The organism is Streptomyces sp. NPDC007991 (assembly GCF_042958445.1).
Taxonomy (GTDB): domain Bacteria; phylum Actinomycetota; class Actinomycetes; order Streptomycetales; family Streptomycetaceae; genus Streptomyces.
Window position 1 is genome coordinate 1 of the sequence record NZ_JBIBJD010000022.1, and the last position, 15,850, is coordinate 15,850.

The following is a 15,850-nucleotide window of genomic DNA, read 5'->3' on the forward strand; positions in this document are numbered from 1 at the left end:
TCGAGTAGGTGGCAAAACTTCGGCCCCCACCCACTAACCGCAGTGCGCGCGACCCCCACCCCCGCACTTCCCCACGTCCCGCACCACAACAGCAATGGGGCAGAGGTAGCTCAGAAGTTTTGAAACTTGATCAATGATGCGGGCACACTATGGGGCATGGACGCTGAGGAACTGCTGCACACCTGGCTGGAGAACTCCGTGCTGCGCCACTCCACCCGCGTCGAATACACCCGCGAACTCGCCGGCCCTAAAGGCTTCCTCACCTGGTGCGTGGCTCAGCGGCCCCCCGTCGACGCGCTCACCGCCCGCCCCCAGGACATCGCCGCCTGGGCCGCCCAATGCCACCTGAACCGCTACCTCGACGGACGTCCCTTCGACGGGCCCGACGCCCTCGCCTACCTCGCACAGAAGCACCCCGACGCTGCCCGCTCCCACGACCGGCGCATCACCGCCCTCACCCAGTACTTTGAGGCCGCCCAGGAACGCGGCCTCATCACCCTCCCCCCGAACCTCACCGTCCTGCGCTCCGGTGTCCCCAGACCCGCCGGCGCCAAAAACCGCCTCACCCCCATGGAACGGGCCACCCTCTTCTACTGCATTGGCGTATGGGGCCCCAACCACTCCCGCCACTACCAGCGCGACCGGCTCGCCGTATACCTCCTCCTCGAAGGCCTGCGCCCCTCCCAAGTCGTCCGCGTCGACACCCGCCACCTCTACCCCCAGACCGACCACACCTGGGAGCTGCGCGCCCCCGACGACCACGAGAACACCGGCAAACAGTTCGTCCTGGAGCCGATGACCGGGGCAGCCCTCAAGGAGTACCTGAAGGTCCGGCCCGAACCGGCAGACCCGGGCGTCCACACACTGCTGCTCAACCACAACCGGCAGCCCTTGCAGTACCAGTGGGTGAACAAGGTCGTCGGCCAGATGGCCGCCACACACCCCCTGCTCGCCGACCGGCAGCCCGACCCCGAAACCGGTGAAGCGCAACCCCCCGTCACCGCGGACACCATCGCCCACACCGGGTACTGGGACACACCCGCCAGCTGAGTAGGATCATGATCCGTTCACACACGGCCCCGGGGAGAGTGCACAGCGATGGAATTGGTAGAGGGCGAGTACGAGTTCACCTGCGACGAATGCGACGGGGACGGGTCCGTGCAAGTCGCCCAGGTCGACGAAGACACCGATGAGCCCCAACTCGTCTGGGACAGGTGCGACGACTGCCGCGGGCGAGGAGCAAGCGGCCGAGAAGATCGAATACGGCCAGACCCCACTGCGTATGCCCGCGGCTGGCTAGTCAGCGTCCTCCGCAGGTAGGCGCTCCGCAATTCGGGCAGCGATCCGATAGCCGGGGCTATTGTCGAGCCGTCCGCGGCGCCGGTCGTAACGCCGGGTGGTGCGCGGGTCCTTGTGATCGGCGAAGTCCTGTACGTGGTGCAGCTTGGCGTCTGGCGCGTCAAGGGCGTGGGTGACGGCGTCGTGCTTGAGGACGTGCGGGTGGAACGTGGCCGCGTTGGCGATGCCGGCCTTCTTGGCCAGGCGCCGCACGAGCCGCCACACGTAGGCGGGGTCCAAGGGCTTGCCGGTGCGGGTCTGGAACAGCGGCCCGGTGGTGCGGCCACCTAGGCAGACGTCGATGGCGTGCCCGGTGGCCGGGGGGACGACCTTGGGTTTGCGGCGGCCGCCCTTGAGTCGGACGTTGAGGATGCGGTGGCCCTTGTCGTAGCCGAGGTCTTCGACTTGGGCGCCGAGGGCGGAGTCGAGGCGCAGGGCGACGGTGTACATGGTGAGCAGGAGGGCGTAGGAGCGGGGTCCGTCCTCGTATGCCGCAGCGAGTAGTAGCGCGGACTCTTCTTCGGTGCTGCCTTGGGTGTTGGAGCCGTCTTGGTCCAGTTCGGGGCGGGCGACGAGGTCGAAGGGGTCGAACTCGGCGGCGCGGGCACGGACGGCGTAGGTGTAGAAGGAGGAGCACGCCGACAGGAGGTTCGCCCGTGCGGCGTCGGAGCGCGGCGGGCCCGTCGGGGCCTTCTCGCCGCGGTGGCCGCCCTTGACTGGTTGCATGGTGGGCGCGGTCTCGAGGTGCCGGGAGAACGCTTCGGCCAGGGGGAAGCGGGCCTGGAGAGGGTGCTTGCCGGTGCCGCGGGCGTAGGTGTCCCAGACCCGGTACTGGCGGACGTAGGTGCGGCGGGTGTTGGGGGTCTTCTGTCGGGCGATCCAGGCGCCGACGATGCCGGGGTAGGGATCGCCGTCCGGGTAGTGCTCGGCCAACTCGGTGGCGAAGTTGAGGGCTTCGGGGGGCCAGTCGTCGGCGGCGCTGCGGGTGCGCGCGGCGAGCTGGCCCGGGCGCGCGGTCGGTACGAGTTCAGTCATGACGCTCGGGGGTGTTCTCCGCGACGGATGTACTGACCGCTAAGGCGGTCGAAGATGAGTACCTGCCCGGGCTGAACTCCGATGCTCTGCCGAATCGGCATGGCGTACAGCGCGCAGCCGTCCAGACCCTTGGCGTCCTCTGGGTTGAGAAAGACCTCAAGGTCGTTGGAGTTGGTGATGGTGATCGCCCAGTCTCGACTGCGGTGGATCTCTGACCAGAGTTCGGGGCGCAGTCGCATGAGACGCTCGAACGCTTCTGCAGGGTCGCTCATCGGCAACTCCTTTGGGCCTCCTGGACCCCCCACCGTGAGACGTCCACATAACAGTAATTATGTAGTAGGTGAGGCTTCGTGATCCCCGGAAGGCTAGTCAGAGTGTCGGTGGGGTCCTGTAGAACCGAGCCCATGGAACCCGTCAGCTCCGCCAGCATCAAAGCAGTCGGCAGCATCGCGAGCGCACTCATCAGCCGGTACCGTCCCGTGGGAGTGGCGCGAACCGGGAGCCCCGAGGACCGCGCACAGGCATACCGGCGTTTCCTCGACGCGACGACAGCGGCCTCCCTGCCCTCCCACTGGATACGCCAGCTGCACGGGGCTGGGGTCCCATCCGATGACAACCTGGTCGACCATCTGCTCGCACGCCAGTCAGACGCCAACGTAGAAATGGCGTGCGCTCTGGACGGCATACGGCTGTGCGCTCCCGAGTATGTGATCACCAAAGCCGAGGAGTACATGGCGATCTGGTCGCCGAACACGTCAGTGGATGCGGCGGGGTTCAAGGTACTGCTGCAAGAAGCCACGAACGCCCGCATTGCCTTCCTTAACGCCGCACGCCATGATCTGGACTACAACCCCAAGTGGTGGCAGTTCCTCGCGCGTCGACGAGAGCGGGCCTATCTCAAGGCTCAGAAGTCCTGAGCAGGTCCGGCGTCGAAGAACGGAAGGTTATCCGACGCCACAGCGGATGACCCCCGCGACGAACTACTAGAACGGGCTCGGCTGGTAGATCCAGTAGTAGTTCTGGTAGATCGACTCTCAAGTCCTAGTTATGCGCGTCGCCTGGAGCCGTCCTGTGATTAGGAGTCCTCAAGCAGACGCACCAGCGACGCGGTGATCACGCGGTGGCGAGCGCCGAGCGGGACGAGCTTTACCGGCGCCTCGCCACGGATGATCAACTGGCGGAGGTGCTCCTTCGAAACGCCGAGCGCAGTGGCGGCCATCGGCACGCTGACCGTCGCCGGCCATGCCCGGATCTCGTCCAACGTGGGGCAGTCCGGTTTGTTCGCGACACTGGGCTGTTCCATGGGCAGACGCTATGCGGCGCAGCACGCGCATCGTCACCAGTAGAAGGAAGTAGTAACCCCTCGGGTGAGGAACATTATGACGAGCCAGCTTGCACGTTCCTCGACGCGACAATGCCTCCGCTGCGTGCGGAGGCATCGAGGGCGAGACCGGCTCTACCGGTCCTTGCGAGGATCACCGGCCGCCAGATCGTCCGGCGTGATGGGGCCGAACGCGATCTTGCCAGGGTCGATGCCGAACTGAATCTTCCCGGACGTGATGGCGCCATCCGGGATCTTCGCGTAGTGCACGAGCGGCAGGGGCTCCACCGGCCAAGGGGACGGGCCAGGCGCATGCACCTTAGCCGGACGCCCGCGCTGGCGAATGAAGTAGGCGATGACGGCACCCACGAACCCGCCCATGAAGGCGGCTGTACAGGTGAGGATCGTGGAGAGGTCCATGCCTGCATGATGGCAGACCGCACTGACATTCGGCTGTGGCATGGTCCTGCCCGGTTGAGTGTGCAGAACCCACTTGCGATCACTTCCTTACAGCCCTTAAGGTTTATTCATGGAGAAGTCCTACGGCATCGAAGCCGCCCGCGCGCAGCTCGGCGACATCGCCGACCACGCCCGCACCACCGGCGAGACCATCGCCCTCACCCGGCACGGCCGGACCGTCGCCGTCATCGGGCCCGCCGAAGCGGTCAAGCCCACGCAAGGCATCAAGGTCGGTCTCCACTTCCCGCACGTCGACTGGACCGCCTACCTCCCCGTGGTTCCGAGGACCGGCGAGTTGATCGAGTGGGAAGACCCCGAGCACGGTGGGGGTCGCTGGGAAGTGACCGAGGTGATTCACGTCGCTTCCCCGGACAAGGCCGACATCGCCCTGACGCTGGATCCCGCCGACGAAGACGCCCGCAAGCAAGTCAACGAGAAGTGAGAAGTAGGGACCCGACCATGACGGTTCTCGCCCTAAGCATCCTGTCCCTCGTGGTCAGCATCAGCGCTCTGCTGTACACACGCCGGGGCTACCTGCGGGAGAAGGCGCGGCTGGCTGCGCTGGAGGCCCGCTACCCGCACCTCGTCGACCGCGACACCGAGAAGTGAGGACACCGTGACCGCCATCACCCCCGCCCGCATTCTGGCCAGCACGGTAGCCCGGGATCAGGAAGTGTTCGCCCGTGACGCGGGTTATGCGGCTGAGCTGTTGAAGCTGATCGCCGACACTCCTGACGCCGCGCACGTTGTTGGTGACCTGACACGGCTCTCCCAGCAGGTCTCGGAACTCATCCGTCGCGCCGCCACGATCAAGGCCAGTTCCGAAGCGCTGGGGATGATGGAGACCGTCACTAGCGTCACCGAGAAGTGAGCTTAGGTCTGCCGGAGACAGGGCTGCTCATGCCGCCATCGTACGAGCGTGCCGAGGCAGCGGACGGGCCGGACCTCAGACCTACGAGGCGCCCATCCAGATGGACTGGCCGGCCGTGTTGCTGGACGGGGTGATGTCCGTCAGAGTCGTCCGGCCTGTTCCGTTGATCGCGTACCGGTAGGCGGCTGCGGACTGGTTGACGTTGGCGAACCCCAGGAACGGCATGTTCGTCTTGTAGAGGACCGGGGCCACGGCCGCATTGAACAGCAGCGCACCCCAGTACATGCCGGGGGTCACCGCCTGCGCGGCGGACAGGGTCGCGGACTTGGCGGCGTTGCCGCTGGTGATGACACTGTCCAGGCTGGCGGTGGACAGCAGGGTGCCGGTCGGGCTGATGAGCCCGGCCCAGGACTGCCCGGCGGTCGGGGTGGTCGCAGCGGTGCCCATGAGGAACCACAGCTTGGAGATGGTGGTCGCGCTGCGCACGGGCAGGGCGGTCAAATACACCGTCCCCAGGACGGGCGTGAGGGTGGTGACCGCGAGTTCAGGGCTGTAGGCCCACGACACCATGCCGTGGTCGGAGGGCTGCGGCACACTCGGTGTGGCCAGGGCGCTGCCGGCGACAGTGAGGGTGCCGTCCACGGCCAGGTTCCCGGTGACCGCGGCGTTGCCGGACAGGCGCCATGCGCTGCGGAGGCGGGACCAGGCGAGGGGGAGGTCCTGAAGGGCCACGACGGTCTCCTTAGCTGTAGAGCCGGAGGACGTCGCCCACCGGGAGGACGGGGATACCGCGGGCCGCGATCGCATCCATGATCAGATCGAAGTCGGATTGTGAGCACTGGTTGGCGTTCGCCGCGGTACCGGCGACCACCTCGTGGAAGGTGAGGATCGTCCAGTCGCCGTCCAGTTGGCAGCGGTCCAGCGCTCCCCCGGCGCCGACGAGGTTGGCGGGCAGGCCCTTGGCGGCGGCGCCGGCCAGGGAGCCGATGCCGGTGATGGACCGCATCCGCAGGGGCATCGACGGCGGGAAACTCTCGAGGTTGTCGGCGCTTGAGATGCCGCGGCCGCTGGCGAAGTAGCGGCAGGCGAGGGACTCGATGGAGACGTTGTCGCTGGTCCTCGAGAACCAGCCGCCCGGGTAGGCGAAGCTGTCGGACGCGAACCCGTTGGAGACCATCCACATGCGGGTCTTGCGGATGTCGTCCTCGACGGTGGCCGCCGACAGGGTGTTGTATTTCGCGTTGTGGGCCGCAGCCGTATAGGCATGCCCGGCGACCTCCCACCCGGAGTTGTTCTGCACGGACTGGAGCTGTGCCGTGGTCAGGTATCCGCCGGTACCGATGACGTCGCAGATCGTGTATAGCGTGCCCCTGAACCCCAGAGTGTCCATCTTGGGGCGGGCCGCGGTGAACTGGCTGGCGTAGGAGTCGTCGAAGGTGATGGAGACGACGCCACCCGGGAAGGTCTCCGTCGTGTCCGACACGACCTCCACGGCCTGGAGGTTCACGGTGAGCGCGTTGCCGGTGTTGTCGTCGACCGTCTGCACCAGGAAGTCCGTGAAGCCGGACGTCACGGACGGGACGCCGGTGGATGAGATCGAGTACGTGCCGGCCGCCGAGCGCACATCCGCCCACGACAGCGTCACCACCGCCCACTCACCGGACAGGATCTGGTTCTCCGCTGTGGAGGCGTGGGTGTGCAGGCGCCACTGGAAGTAGTTCGCCAAGCTGCTGGAGCCGACCTGCACGTTGATCTGGTTCAGGTGCGTCACGTCGCTGATCTGGAGGATGAGTCGGATGGCCTTGCCCGTCAGATCCGGCAGGGTACTGGCCAGGCGGCGGATGTTGGCCACGGCACCGGTGCCGGTGGTGACGACCTGGAAGGACTGCGTGCCCCGGCAGAACGTGCCGGTGTCGTTCGCATTCGAGGAGGCCACCCCGGACCCGCTTGCGGTCCACCCGTGCCCGGACTGGAACTGCTGCGACCAACTCGCCTGCCGGTACGCAGGCTGCGGCCCGGGAGCGACCATCGGCAGCGCGAACCCCGACGCGGTGAGCCGGCCGGAGACGTCCAGGTTCCCGGTGACGGACATGCCCGAGGACGGGTCGATGCTGTGCTTCACCGCCCCGTATAGGGCGTCCACGTACTCCACACGGCCTGCGATCTGCGTGTTCTGCGCGTCCGCGGAGAGCCGCATGTAGGCGCGTTGGGTGCCGTCGAAGCCCGTGCCGGACCAGTTGGAGACGATGAGGTCGGCGCCGGTGGCCTCAAGGTCGAGAGCTGACCCGCCGCGTCGGAAGCGGTACCCCTTGTCGTTGTCTCGGACCGTGAGGTCGGCGCCTGAGACTAGGACGGGTCCCGCAGAGTTGACGCCCGACAGCCAGGCAGTGCCCAGCTCTATAGCGGAGACCCTGGTCAGGCAGTCCTGAACGAACCCGTCGAGGTCAGTGACGGTGGTGTTGAGGGTGCCGAGGTCCGTGGATGTGGCGAACTTGTTGTCGGCCCACGTTCGGTCGCCGTGCGGGTCGGTGGCGTTGGTGTGGGCGGTGACCTTGGTGGTGGCGTCGGCGGCCGCCGTGGTGGTGGCGAGGGCTTGGGCGTCGTCGGCCTTGGCCTGCGCGCCTGCCGTGGTTTCGAGGAGTGCCGTGTCGGCGATGCCGTGCACGCTGGTGGTGTCGGCGGCGTGCGCGGTAGTGGACGCCGCTGCGGTCCCAGCCGGATCGGCTGCCACGTCGGTGGCGTCGAGGACGACGACGCCCTGCTGGCCGTTGACCGACTGCACCAGACTGGTGACGGCCCCTTCGCCGGTCTGGGCGTCGGCCAGGGAAGCGCGGATGCTGCCCACCCAGTGCGTTCCGGTGTCGGGAACGACGACATAGGAGACGATCGGCGTGCCGGACAGGGTGCGGCCCTCGGTGATGGCCCACAGGGTGTCGCCCGAGTCGGAGGTGATCTCGGAGTTCGGTGTGAGGTCCACCGACCACACCCCGTCCGTACCAGCAGTGATTGCCTTGGCCTGGATCACCTCCCCCGGCACGCTGGACACGTAGCCGACAGCGGGCTTGCCGGTCACGTCGACCAGAGCCGCCTGCATCTCCACCCGCTGCGGCGCGGACGCCCCGATCAGTTTCCCGGTCACCGTGGTCATCGTGTTCTCCTACTGGCGGCGTCGGTCGAGCAGGCCCAGCGGCATCAGGCTGGACGAACCGGAGTTGTCGCTGGGCTCTTGCTGCTGGCTCGGGGAAGGGGAGGATTCCGGCGTAGGACCGGGGGTAGCGGTGCTGGTCTGCGTGCAGTAGTAGCGCGGCCGGTCCGGATCGAAGTCGTCGACCGGCGTGCAGCGGTAGGTGTTGCCGTCCTGGTCGGTGTACGTCCACTCGCTGGGCGGCGCACCGTCCTTGCCATCCGTTCCGTCAGCGCCGTCCTGCCCGTCTTGGCCCGGGGCGCCGGTGGCGTCCTGACCGGGCGGTCCCGACGGGCCGGGCACCGTGGAGTCCGCGCCCGGCGGCCCGGCCGGTCCTGTAGGGCCCGGGCTGGGCGTGATGGTGGGTGCGGGTTTCCCCGAGGCCCCTGGTGGGCCAGGAGGACCAGGCGGTCCGCTGGGGCCCGGCGCCCCTACCGTCGCCTGCCCCGGTTCCCCCCGCGAACCGGGCGGGCCGGCCACCGGCTTCTTCCCCAACGACTCAACCTGGCGGGCCAAAGCGTCACGCGCTTCGTTCGATGTCCGCAGATCCTCCTGAAGGGTCTGGACGGACAGGATAATCCAGGCGACCGCAAGGCCCAGGACGATCGCGGCAACAGCCGTCAGGGCGTCACCGCGCCGACCTTTGCGTTCCTCGGCCCGTATCTGCGATCTCGTCTTTCTCATCCGGTCCCCCGCGACAGCAGGATGATGACCGGAAGGAGAATCCCGATCAGCGGTACTACGACCGCGCCGATCAGCCACCGGCGCGTAGCGACCAGCTTCTCTGTGTCCTTCTCCCGGAGCGTCTCCAGCGTGGACACCCTCCCGGTCAAGGCTTCATGCCGAAGGTCGTAGATCCTCTGGTCGACCTTCTCGTCCATGCGGCGACCGAGTTGCTGAATGTCGTCGCGGACGTCGGCGAGCCGATCTTCGAGTCGCCGGACCATCTCTCCGGGCGTCGGCTCGTCGCTCATAGTGGGTTCCGGTCAGGCGACCGGCGCGGACGGCTTGCTGGCGGAAAGGGCGGGTGTGGCCGGTGTGACCTGTCCGCGGGTGACGAACATCAGGACCGCCAGGACGAATCCGTTGATGGCTGCCACATGGGTGGGCGCTGCTTCATAGCCGAAAGCGGCGACACCGGAGGCGATCGTAGCGACGGCGGTGGTGAAGGCCTGCACGGCGATCGGCCGGGTGAGTGCCGCGGCGATCGCGCCGAGGATGGCGGAGCACCCGGCGACGATCCAGCCGGCTTCTTCGGCGTCCAGGCCGCCGACGTTGAACGTGACGGCCAGGCCGAGCACGGCGGCGAGGCTGTTCAGCCACAGAGCGGGTTCGCGTCCGAAGATCTTCATGGTCAGGCTCCCTTGGTGATGGTCGCGCGTATCTGCGCGACTTCGCTGCGCAGCGCTTCGAGCTGCTTGAGGATCTCGTCGGTCGCTTCGGCGGCGCGCCGGCTGTGGGCGTAGCCGGAGCCGAGGGCCGTGTTCACGGTGATGCGGCCGTCGGCGAGGCCCTTGTCGGTCGGCCACTGCTTCTTGACCCAGTCGCCGAGGCTGATCTGGTCGGACAGCTGCACGTCGCCCTCCGGGAGTGTGGGAGTGGTGGGGGCTGGCTTGGAGGGGGCGGGGGCGCTGGTGCCCTTGGCGCGGGAGAGGATCGCGGCCATGGGCAGGAGTCCAGGGTCGCCGTGGTCGTTTTCGGGGACGTGCTGGTGCCCGCAGTGCCCGGTGAAGTCGTTCCACTTGGTGGCGCTCATACGGACACCGTTGTTGCCGTAGCTGCCCGGGTAGGCCTTGAACGTGACGTTGCTGGTGAGTGGCACGCCGTGGTTGTCGTGGGCCCACTTGGCGAAGGCGGCCAGGTCGCGGATCGCCCAATCAGGCAGTTCCGGCGTGTACAGGTGGGCGTAGCCGGCCTTCGTCCACTTCGCATGGGTGGTCGGGTCGCAGGTGCCGACGATCTCGACCTGCACCACATTGAGCGTGTTGGTCTCCACGCCTCCGGACTTGTTGACGAGGGCCCGGCTGGAGACGTCGAAGTCGAAGTGCTGATACCAGGCGAGCCGCTTGGCCGCGAAGTCGGGCTTGGCGGTGAAGTTCGGGGCGTTGGATCCACCGTCGTAGGACGGCAGGGACGTTCCCTCCGTCGTGTGCCAGACGACGACGTTGGACTCCATCGCCGAGCCCTGGTATCGCGACCCGTACCAGTAGGTGGTGGATGCGCCGGGGTAGCGCTGCGGTCCGGTCTTGGTCATCAGGACTCCCTCGGGAGGGGGCTGACGCGCGGCACCTGGAGGCGTTCCCAGGCGACTTGGTCGGGGATGCCGGACACGTCGCCGCCCTCCTTGGGGCGCAGCGTGCGCTGGAAGCGGGTGAAGGCGTCGCGGTGGGCGTTGGTCCAGTCCGCGCCCATGGGCCGGCCATCCGAGTGACCCTCGGCCTCGAGGCGGCGGGCCATCGCGCTGACGATCGGCGAGTGGCGGCCGCCGTGGAAGAACTCGGCGCCCGGGTAGGGCTCATAGGCGGCGGTGGTGTCGGCAGCGGTGGGGGCCGGTTCGACGCTGGATGCCGTGTCAGTCTCGGGGCCCGTGCTGCTGGTCTTCTTCCGGGCAGCCGTCGGCTCGTCCTGCTGTGTGGTCGGATCGGGCATGGCCCGGACTCCTGGATCTTCCCCGCGCCCAGGTGAATGGTGTGGCGGACCGCTGCGTGCGATCGTCCCTCTGTGGTGGAGCTGTCGGGCGGAGGGTCGCCCTGGTGATCAGGGTATGGGCGGTCGGGCCGCCCGTTCCCCCGGCTTCCCCGCGGTTCAGGACATCTCAGGCTGGGGGTCCAGCTTCACGACCTCAAGGATCGGCCGGTAGGCGCCGCACGGGCCGCACACCATGCGGATGGTGCCGGCGTTGGAGTACACCTCGGGCTCGGTCGTGGATGTGTTGAGGTTGATGCACGTCTCGGTGACGCATACCGAGGTGACCTCGTACCAGGTGCCCGGCTCCACCGATACGACCACGCCCAGAGTCTCGTCCGGCGGGGGCGGCGGCGGGGGCGGGACCTCTTCTTCCGGCTCTACCGGCTCGATGACGACCGGATCGGATGCCGGCTGCGGTTCGGGCTGGGGGGTGGGCTCAGGTTCAGTGCTCATACTCCGTACGCAATCCATTCGATGACGGTGGCGGTTGTGTTCGTGCGTGTGCACCAGACGGTGAAGCCGGTCGCCGACTGGCTGGTGACGCCGACGCCGGTGACCTGAGTACCGGGCACGGTGGTGGCTGGGCAGGCGACGACGCGGATGTTGGTCCCCTTCAGGCTCAGTCCGGTCACGGCCTGGCTGGTGGGCGTGTTCGCAACGGGGGTGATGGTGAGCCGCCCGGCGGCGACGTTCCCCGCGGAGAGGATGCCGTCGAGGGTGAGGTTGCCGTCCTTGCTGACGGCGAACTTCTCCGTGCCGTTGAGGAGGAGACGCAGCAGGTTCCCCGTGTATCCGGAGGCGGCATTGACGTACAGGGCGCTGCTGGAGGACGCCGCGGGCAGGATTTCCATCCGGCCGCCGGTGATCTGCGCCAGGTTGGCGTACAGGGCCAGGAGGCTTTCCTGACTGGTGTCGGAGCTGTTTCTGTATCCGATCGACGCGGCGGTGCCGGTCATGGCGATACGGCCGCCGATGATGGTGGTGGAGTTGCTGTTGCGGATGCGTTCAGCGACCCAGAAATCGTTACCGAAGAACGTTCTCCACTTCACGTCGGGGAACGTGGAGCCGGTGAACTGTCCGCTGTTCAGGCCGAGGTCTGCCGAGCTGGCGGTGCCGTCGACGACGTTGATGGCTGCCTCGTTGGTGCCGGCGGAGTTCGTGAGGCGGATGGTCGGATAGAGGGCGTCCGGGTCGAGGAACATCAGGCTGCCGTTCGTGCCGACCAGGGCGAGACCGAGGCCGGACATTTCCGCTACGGCGCGGTTGGTGTCGTCGTAGACGAGGACCTTGTTGACGTTCCCTTCGTTGATGGTGACGCGTTCTCCGGTGGCGGCGGTTTGGAGGACGGCGCCGGTGATGGTTCCGCCGGTGATGGTTTTGCCAGTGATGGCGTCGGCGGCGAGGGCGGTGGCGTCGACCGCGCCGGCGAGGATTTTGCTGGCGGTGATGGAGTTAGCTGCGATCTTGTCGCTGGTGACGGCGAGGGCGTCCAACTTGGCGGTGGTGACCGCACCGGATGCGATCTTGTCTGCGTTGACGGCGCCTGTATCCAGCTGCGCGGTCTGGATCGCCCCGGCAACGACCTTCTGGGTGGTGACCGCCCCGTCCTGGATCTGCGTGCCGCCCAGGACCGGGCGTACGGATGCGTTGTCGAAGCGGATGAACCCGGCGGTCGCGGACCCCGATTCCACGCGGGGCACAATGCGTGCCGTGGTGGCTGGCGCAGTTACGGTGCCGGAGATGCGGGTCCACGTCTCCCGTACCGGGCTGGTCACAGCGACCTTGCCGTAGGAGATGACCGCCCCGGCGGCGGTCTCCCACCGGGCGTGGATGCTGAGCTCGGTGCCGACCCAGTCGTTGGACACCCAGTAGTCCACGGCCAGGTTCCACTGCTCGCCGGGCAGGGTTGCGGCGGAGGTGAGCGCCACTGACCGGAACAAGGGTGTGGCGGAGGTGGCGTCAATCTTCAGGGAGGTGGGTGAGCCGTTGCCTGCGGTGGTGTCCTGGCTGGCGAACGTTGATCCGGCGACGAGGGATGCGGTGTAGGGGCCTTCGAAGGACGGCTCGGTGAGGATGCTGGCCCCGCCGGTGACGGTGAGTTTGTCGGTGGTGATGGCGCCGGCCGCGACCTTGTTTGAGGTGACGGAGTTCGCTGCGATGGTGGTTGCGGTCACCGCATTGGTTGCGATCTTTCCGGCCGAGACGGCTGAGGCTGCGATCGCGGGGCCGGTGACCGCGTTGTCGGCGATCTTCCCGACTTCCACAGCCGCGTCCGCCAGGTTCTCTGCCAGGACCGCGGACTCCTGCAACGCAATCGTGCCGACCGCGTCAGCTGCGATCTTCCCTTCCGTCACCGCACCGTCGGCAAGTTTCAGCTCGGTGACCGTTCCGTCCGTGGGCACGACCTGTGTGGGACCGGCCGGGCCTGCCTGCGCGGACGGAGTGCTGGCGGTGCCGGAGGTGGAGCGGGCCAGCAGCCGCACATACACCGGGTCGTCGGTGACCACGACGACGGTGGAGCCCTGCGGCGACTCGATAGTGCCCTGCAGCGTGGTGGCGTCAGGGGTGAATCCGTCCGTGGTGGAGGCGTGGACTTCGACGCGCTGCCAGTCCAGCGGCATCACCGCCCCGTCGGCAAACGCCCCGTCCCAGGAGGCGGTGATCCCGCCCAGGACGGAGGCGAGGATCGGCGTCGTCGGCTGCGGCGGGGGCGGCCCGTTCACAATGTTCACCGCGGTCGTGCCGTCGACTTGCAAACCGACCAGCCCCCTGAGGCTGCCGGTTCCGTCACGGACCTCCAGCGACGTGTCGTCGATGGACGCGTGGGACAGGCGGGCGGAGGCCTCGATACGGTCCAGGCGGGCCCTCAGGGCGTGCAGTTCACGGCCGATATCCACTACTGGCCTCCATACGAGAACATGGCGGCGGGCTTCAGCGAGACGACGGCCTGCGGGCCGCCCGCCGCAGTCGGCTTGATGGACCATCCGGTGACGCGACACCAGCCGGTGTACGACACCCACGGGTTGTGGACGCGGGTGTAGATGTCGTCACCCACCTGCCAGGACCCGAACGGGGCGGCGGGGGTGTCGCGCAGGGTGACCTGTTCGACCGCGCCGAGGGTCTGCCGCCAGGCCCGCTCCCACTCCACGCGCTGCTTGAGAATGTCGACGCCCTTGACCTCAGGGAATGCGGCGGAGGCTTCGAGGCGGAGTCGGCCGTTGCGGACGGCGGAGATCTGCCTGAGCTTGGCGGATCCGTCGCCGGCGCCGGTGCCGATGACGACCTGGGCGTAGTCGTCGCCCGCGAGGGCCTCCTCGGGCTCTTCGATGATGTTGACGCCGCTGGAGAACTCGATGTCTTTGCGGCGTGCCCCAAGCCGCGGCCAGCCCAGTTTGATGCGCTTGACCACGTCCGTCTTGGCGGAGTTCCAGGCGGTGGTGCAGGTGTATTCGGGGGTGCCCTGGTCGGAGACGAGTTCGTCGACCTGGTCCCCGAGGGAGGTCTGGTCGTACCAGTAGGAGTGCCACACCTCGGCTGGGGTGCCGACCTTCGATGTGGATGTCGTTGCATCGACGGTGACGCCCAGGTCGCCGTCGGGGATCGACTGCGCGTACTCCCAGATGTTGCGGATGACGTCGCACCGGTCGGTGTACACGTAGGGGCCGCGGCCTCCGTGCTCGCCGTCCAGGTCATATCGCTTCTGGAGGTACGAAGACCAGGAGGCGGCTTCGATGGCGTAGTCGTTGCCCTGGGCGCGGACGTCCCAGATGAGCCCGCCCCACTCGATCTGCCCGTCGGACTCCACGTAGATCTCGGTGGTGCCCGGGTCGGCAAGGGTCGGGTTGGAGGCAACCAGGCGCGGGGAGAGGGTGCCGCGCAGTTCGCCCGGGCCGGACAGTTCGGGCCCGTACTCCAGGTCCGTGACGGGAAGCGCAGTCGACAGCCACGCCCCGGTGAGGGCGTGCCGGGTGAGGACCCTCACCGGCGGCGCCTCGGTCACCGCGGGGCCTCCTCGAACTGCACATCGGCGACCAGCGTGGTGCCGGAGTCGACGTAGATCCGGCCGACCTGGCTGGTGTCCGCTGCGGCGGCGCGCACGCGAAGGAGCTGGGTGGTTCCGCGGTAGACGGAGGGGATGGTGAGGGTGTCGGCGATGACGGCGCCGATCCGGCGGGCTCCGGTGCCCTGGTTGTCGTCGAGGGTGGTGGGCTGCACGGTGAGGCTCAAGCCGAACGTGGCGGACAGGTAGCCCCAGAAGTTGCCCAGGTCGTAGCGGATCGGGCTGACGTCGATCTTCACGATGGCCTTGGTCGCCCAGTCGGGGATGGTGATGTTCCAGCCCGCGGCCGTGGAGAAATAGCTGTAGCCGGTGCTGGAGCCGATGCCGGTGCTGATGCTGGCCGGGGACTGCGTGACCATGGTGCGGGACTTACGGGGGTTGGCGACCTTCCGCAGGTCGGTGATCATCGCTGTGGTGATGGTGGACGTGGACGCCGGGATGTCGATCCGGGCCAGCGGGATCCCGGTACGTCCGTCGGGGATGGTGGTGGCGGAACTGGAGACGTTGGAGATGACCTGGAAGTAGGCGATCTCATCGACCTCCGGGTCCAGGCTCCCCTCGTACTCGGGGTCCTCCACCCGCACGATGACCATGTCGGAGCGGCCGGCGCCGGATCCGGTGGCGGCGATGTCCACGTCGGAGGAGCCGATGTTGCACACCGAGTAGGTGCCCTGGAAAGTGTTGGCGCGTCCACGGATGACGCCGGAGCCATCGGAGACGATGACGCCGCCGCCGGGGGTGGAGCGCTGGGAGACCTTCAGGTCGTCGCCTTGGGTAATACCCTCAGCGCCGTTGGACAGGTCACGCACGAGCATCCTGAACTGCTGCGCGCTGTGGGTGGCCCCGTTGGTGAGGAGGGGCCGGGGAAACAGGGCCATGGTGTCGGCTCTCCTT

At 67.7% G+C, this 15,850-nt stretch carries 20 protein-coding genes; 5 read left to right on the forward strand and 15 right to left on the reverse strand.

Translation table 11 applies throughout. The features are described from left to right. Positions 1–156: 156 nt before the first annotated feature. Positions 157–1,050 carry a hypothetical protein gene (locus tag ACFZDA_RS39420; RefSeq protein ID WP_391090994.1) on the forward strand — a complete coding sequence of 298 codons (894 nt, stop codon included), beginning with the start codon at positions 157–159 and terminating at the stop codon, positions 1,048–1,050. 246 nt (positions 1,051–1,296) lie between these two features. Here the strand turns inward: ACFZDA_RS39420 and ACFZDA_RS39425 are convergent, their stop codons facing one another. Further along, positions 1,297–2,373 (reverse strand): tyrosine-type recombinase/integrase, encoded by a 1,077-nt coding sequence (locus ACFZDA_RS39425; protein ID WP_391090996.1) that lies wholly within the window; start codon positions 2,371–2,373, stop codon positions 1,297–1,299. Further along, positions 2,370–2,645, reverse strand: a complete 276-nt coding sequence (locus ACFZDA_RS39430; RefSeq protein WP_391090997.1) for a hypothetical protein — start codon at positions 2,643–2,645, stop codon at positions 2,370–2,372. Before ACFZDA_RS39430 ends, ACFZDA_RS39425 begins: the two co-directional genes overlap by 4 nt. A 132-nt stretch (positions 2,646–2,777) precedes the next feature. Between ACFZDA_RS39430 and ACFZDA_RS39435 the strand changes: the two genes are divergently transcribed. Next, entirely contained in the window at positions 2,778–3,290 is a 513-nt protein-coding gene (locus ACFZDA_RS39435) for a hypothetical protein (protein WP_391090999.1), read from the forward strand. A gap of 158 nt (positions 3,291–3,448) precedes the next feature. Here ACFZDA_RS39435 and ACFZDA_RS39440 read toward each other — a convergent pair whose 3' ends face one another. Then, positions 3,449–3,676: a DNA-binding protein gene (locus ACFZDA_RS39440; RefSeq protein ID WP_391091001.1), complete on the reverse strand. Its 228-nt coding sequence runs from the start codon at positions 3,674–3,676 to the stop codon at positions 3,449–3,451. Between the two features lie 153 nt (positions 3,677–3,829). After that, complete coding sequence (locus ACFZDA_RS39445; protein WP_391091003.1) at positions 3,830–4,114, reverse strand: hypothetical protein; 285 nt, start codon at positions 4,112–4,114, stop codon at positions 3,830–3,832. Between the two features lie 109 nt (positions 4,115–4,223). Here ACFZDA_RS39445 and ACFZDA_RS39450 point away from each other — a divergent pair, with 109 nt between their 5' ends. The 3 genes from ACFZDA_RS39450 to ACFZDA_RS39460 are packed head-to-tail and all read left to right on the forward strand — an operon-like array spanning position 4,224 to position 5,024. Next, positions 4,224–4,595: a type II toxin-antitoxin system Phd/YefM family antitoxin gene (locus tag ACFZDA_RS39450; protein WP_391091005.1), complete on the forward strand. Its 372-nt coding sequence runs from the start codon at positions 4,224–4,226 to the stop codon at positions 4,593–4,595. A 17-nt stretch (positions 4,596–4,612) separates the two neighbouring features. Next, positions 4,613–4,762, forward strand: a complete 150-nt coding sequence (locus ACFZDA_RS39455; protein WP_391091007.1) for a hypothetical protein — start codon at positions 4,613–4,615, stop codon at positions 4,760–4,762. A 7-nt stretch (positions 4,763–4,769) separates the two neighbouring features. Beyond that, complete coding sequence (locus ACFZDA_RS39460) at positions 4,770–5,024, forward strand: hypothetical protein (protein WP_391091009.1); 255 nt, start codon at positions 4,770–4,772, stop codon at positions 5,022–5,024. A gap of 81 nt (positions 5,025–5,105) precedes the next feature. On the opposite strand, the gene ACFZDA_RS39465 is transcribed toward ACFZDA_RS39460, so the two are convergent. The 11 genes from ACFZDA_RS39465 to ACFZDA_RS39515 all read right to left on the reverse strand — a co-directional run bounded on the left by ACFZDA_RS39465 (position 5,106) and on the right by ACFZDA_RS39515 (position 15,834). Continuing rightward, complete coding sequence (locus ACFZDA_RS39465; protein WP_391091011.1) at positions 5,106–5,756, reverse strand: hypothetical protein; 651 nt, start codon at positions 5,754–5,756, stop codon at positions 5,106–5,108. Positions 5,757–5,766: 10 nt separating this feature from the next. Beyond that, positions 5,767–8,172: a polysaccharide deacetylase family protein gene (locus tag ACFZDA_RS39470; RefSeq protein ID WP_391091013.1), complete on the reverse strand. Its 2,406-nt coding sequence runs from the start codon at positions 8,170–8,172 to the stop codon at positions 5,767–5,769. Between the two features lie 9 nt (positions 8,173–8,181). Continuing rightward, positions 8,182–8,511 carry a hypothetical protein gene (locus ACFZDA_RS39475; RefSeq protein WP_391091015.1) on the reverse strand — a complete coding sequence of 110 codons (330 nt, stop codon included), beginning with the start codon at positions 8,509–8,511 and terminating at the stop codon, positions 8,182–8,184. 377 nt (positions 8,512–8,888) lie between these two features. Continuing rightward, the gene (locus tag ACFZDA_RS39480) at positions 8,889–9,182 is read right to left on the reverse strand and encodes a hypothetical protein (RefSeq protein ID WP_391091017.1); all 294 of its coding nucleotides are present in this window, start codon (positions 9,180–9,182) and stop codon (positions 8,889–8,891) included. A 12-nt stretch (positions 9,183–9,194) separates the two neighbouring features. Further along, positions 9,195–9,560, reverse strand: coding sequence for a hypothetical protein (locus ACFZDA_RS39485; protein WP_391091019.1), 366 nt, complete (start codon positions 9,558–9,560; stop codon positions 9,195–9,197). 2 nt (positions 9,561–9,562) lie between these two features. Next, positions 9,563–10,462, reverse strand: a complete 900-nt coding sequence (locus tag ACFZDA_RS39490; RefSeq protein WP_391091021.1) for a hypothetical protein — start codon at positions 10,460–10,462, stop codon at positions 9,563–9,565. Then, the gene (locus tag ACFZDA_RS39495; protein WP_391091022.1) at positions 10,462–10,857 is read right to left on the reverse strand and encodes a hypothetical protein; all 396 of its coding nucleotides are present in this window, start codon (positions 10,855–10,857) and stop codon (positions 10,462–10,464) included. Before ACFZDA_RS39495 ends, ACFZDA_RS39490 begins: the two co-directional genes overlap by 1 nt. A gap of 156 nt (positions 10,858–11,013) precedes the next feature. Next, complete coding sequence (locus ACFZDA_RS39500) at positions 11,014–11,349, reverse strand: hypothetical protein (RefSeq protein ID WP_391091024.1); 336 nt, start codon at positions 11,347–11,349, stop codon at positions 11,014–11,016. Then, positions 11,346–13,517, reverse strand: coding sequence for a hypothetical protein (locus ACFZDA_RS39505; protein ID WP_391091026.1), 2,172 nt, complete (start codon positions 13,515–13,517; stop codon positions 11,346–11,348). The genes ACFZDA_RS39500 and ACFZDA_RS39505 overlap by 4 nt, the downstream gene beginning before the upstream one ends. A 275-nt stretch (positions 13,518–13,792) precedes the next feature. Beyond that, positions 13,793–14,896, reverse strand: coding sequence for a hypothetical protein (locus ACFZDA_RS39510; RefSeq protein ID WP_391091028.1), 1,104 nt, complete (start codon positions 14,894–14,896; stop codon positions 13,793–13,795). Further along, complete coding sequence (locus ACFZDA_RS39515; protein ID WP_391091030.1) at positions 14,893–15,834, reverse strand: hypothetical protein; 942 nt, start codon at positions 15,832–15,834, stop codon at positions 14,893–14,895. Before ACFZDA_RS39515 ends, ACFZDA_RS39510 begins: the two co-directional genes overlap by 4 nt. Between the last annotated feature and the right edge of the window lie 16 nt (positions 15,835–15,850).

Excerpts from the sequence above, each read along its gene's own strand:
- ACFZDA_RS39420 (WP_391090994.1), top strand. The coding sequence starts at position 157 with ATGGACGCTGAGGAACTGCTGCACACCTGGCTGGAGAACTCCGTGCTG.
- ACFZDA_RS39425 (WP_391090996.1), bottom strand. The coding sequence starts at position 2,373 with ATGACTGAACTCGTACCGACCGCGCGCCCGGGCCAGCTCGCCGCGCGC.
- ACFZDA_RS39430 (WP_391090997.1), bottom strand. The coding sequence starts at position 2,645 with ATGAGCGACCCTGCAGAAGCGTTCGAGCGTCTCATGCGACTGCGCCCC.
- ACFZDA_RS39435 (WP_391090999.1), top strand. The coding sequence starts at position 2,778 with ATGGAACCCGTCAGCTCCGCCAGCATCAAAGCAGTCGGCAGCATCGCG.
- ACFZDA_RS39440 (WP_391091001.1), bottom strand. The coding sequence starts at position 3,676 with ATGGAACAGCCCAGTGTCGCGAACAAACCGGACTGCCCCACGTTGGAC.
- ACFZDA_RS39445 (WP_391091003.1), bottom strand. The coding sequence starts at position 4,114 with ATGGACCTCTCCACGATCCTCACCTGTACAGCCGCCTTCATGGGCGGG.
- ACFZDA_RS39450 (WP_391091005.1), top strand. The coding sequence starts at position 4,224 with ATGGAGAAGTCCTACGGCATCGAAGCCGCCCGCGCGCAGCTCGGCGAC.
- ACFZDA_RS39455 (WP_391091007.1), top strand. The coding sequence starts at position 4,613 with ATGACGGTTCTCGCCCTAAGCATCCTGTCCCTCGTGGTCAGCATCAGC.
- ACFZDA_RS39470 (WP_391091013.1), bottom strand. The coding sequence starts at position 8,172 with ATGACCACGGTGACCGGGAAACTGATCGGGGCGTCCGCGCCGCAGCGG.
- ACFZDA_RS39480 (WP_391091017.1), bottom strand. The coding sequence starts at position 9,182 with ATGAGCGACGAGCCGACGCCCGGAGAGATGGTCCGGCGACTCGAAGAT.
- ACFZDA_RS39485 (WP_391091019.1), bottom strand. The coding sequence starts at position 9,560 with ATGAAGATCTTCGGACGCGAACCCGCTCTGTGGCTGAACAGCCTCGCC.
- ACFZDA_RS39490 (WP_391091021.1), bottom strand. The coding sequence starts at position 10,462 with ATGACCAAGACCGGACCGCAGCGCTACCCCGGCGCATCCACCACCTAC.
- ACFZDA_RS39495 (WP_391091022.1), bottom strand. The coding sequence starts at position 10,857 with ATGCCCGATCCGACCACACAGCAGGACGAGCCGACGGCTGCCCGGAAG.
- ACFZDA_RS39500 (WP_391091024.1), bottom strand. The coding sequence starts at position 11,349 with ATGAGCACTGAACCTGAGCCCACCCCCCAGCCCGAACCGCAGCCGGCA.
- ACFZDA_RS39505 (WP_391091026.1), bottom strand. The coding sequence starts at position 13,517 with ATGCCGCTGGACTGGCAGCGCGTCGAAGTCCACGCCTCCACCACGGAC.
- ACFZDA_RS39515 (WP_391091030.1), bottom strand. The coding sequence starts at position 15,834 with ATGGCCCTGTTTCCCCGGCCCCTCCTCACCAACGGGGCCACCCACAGC.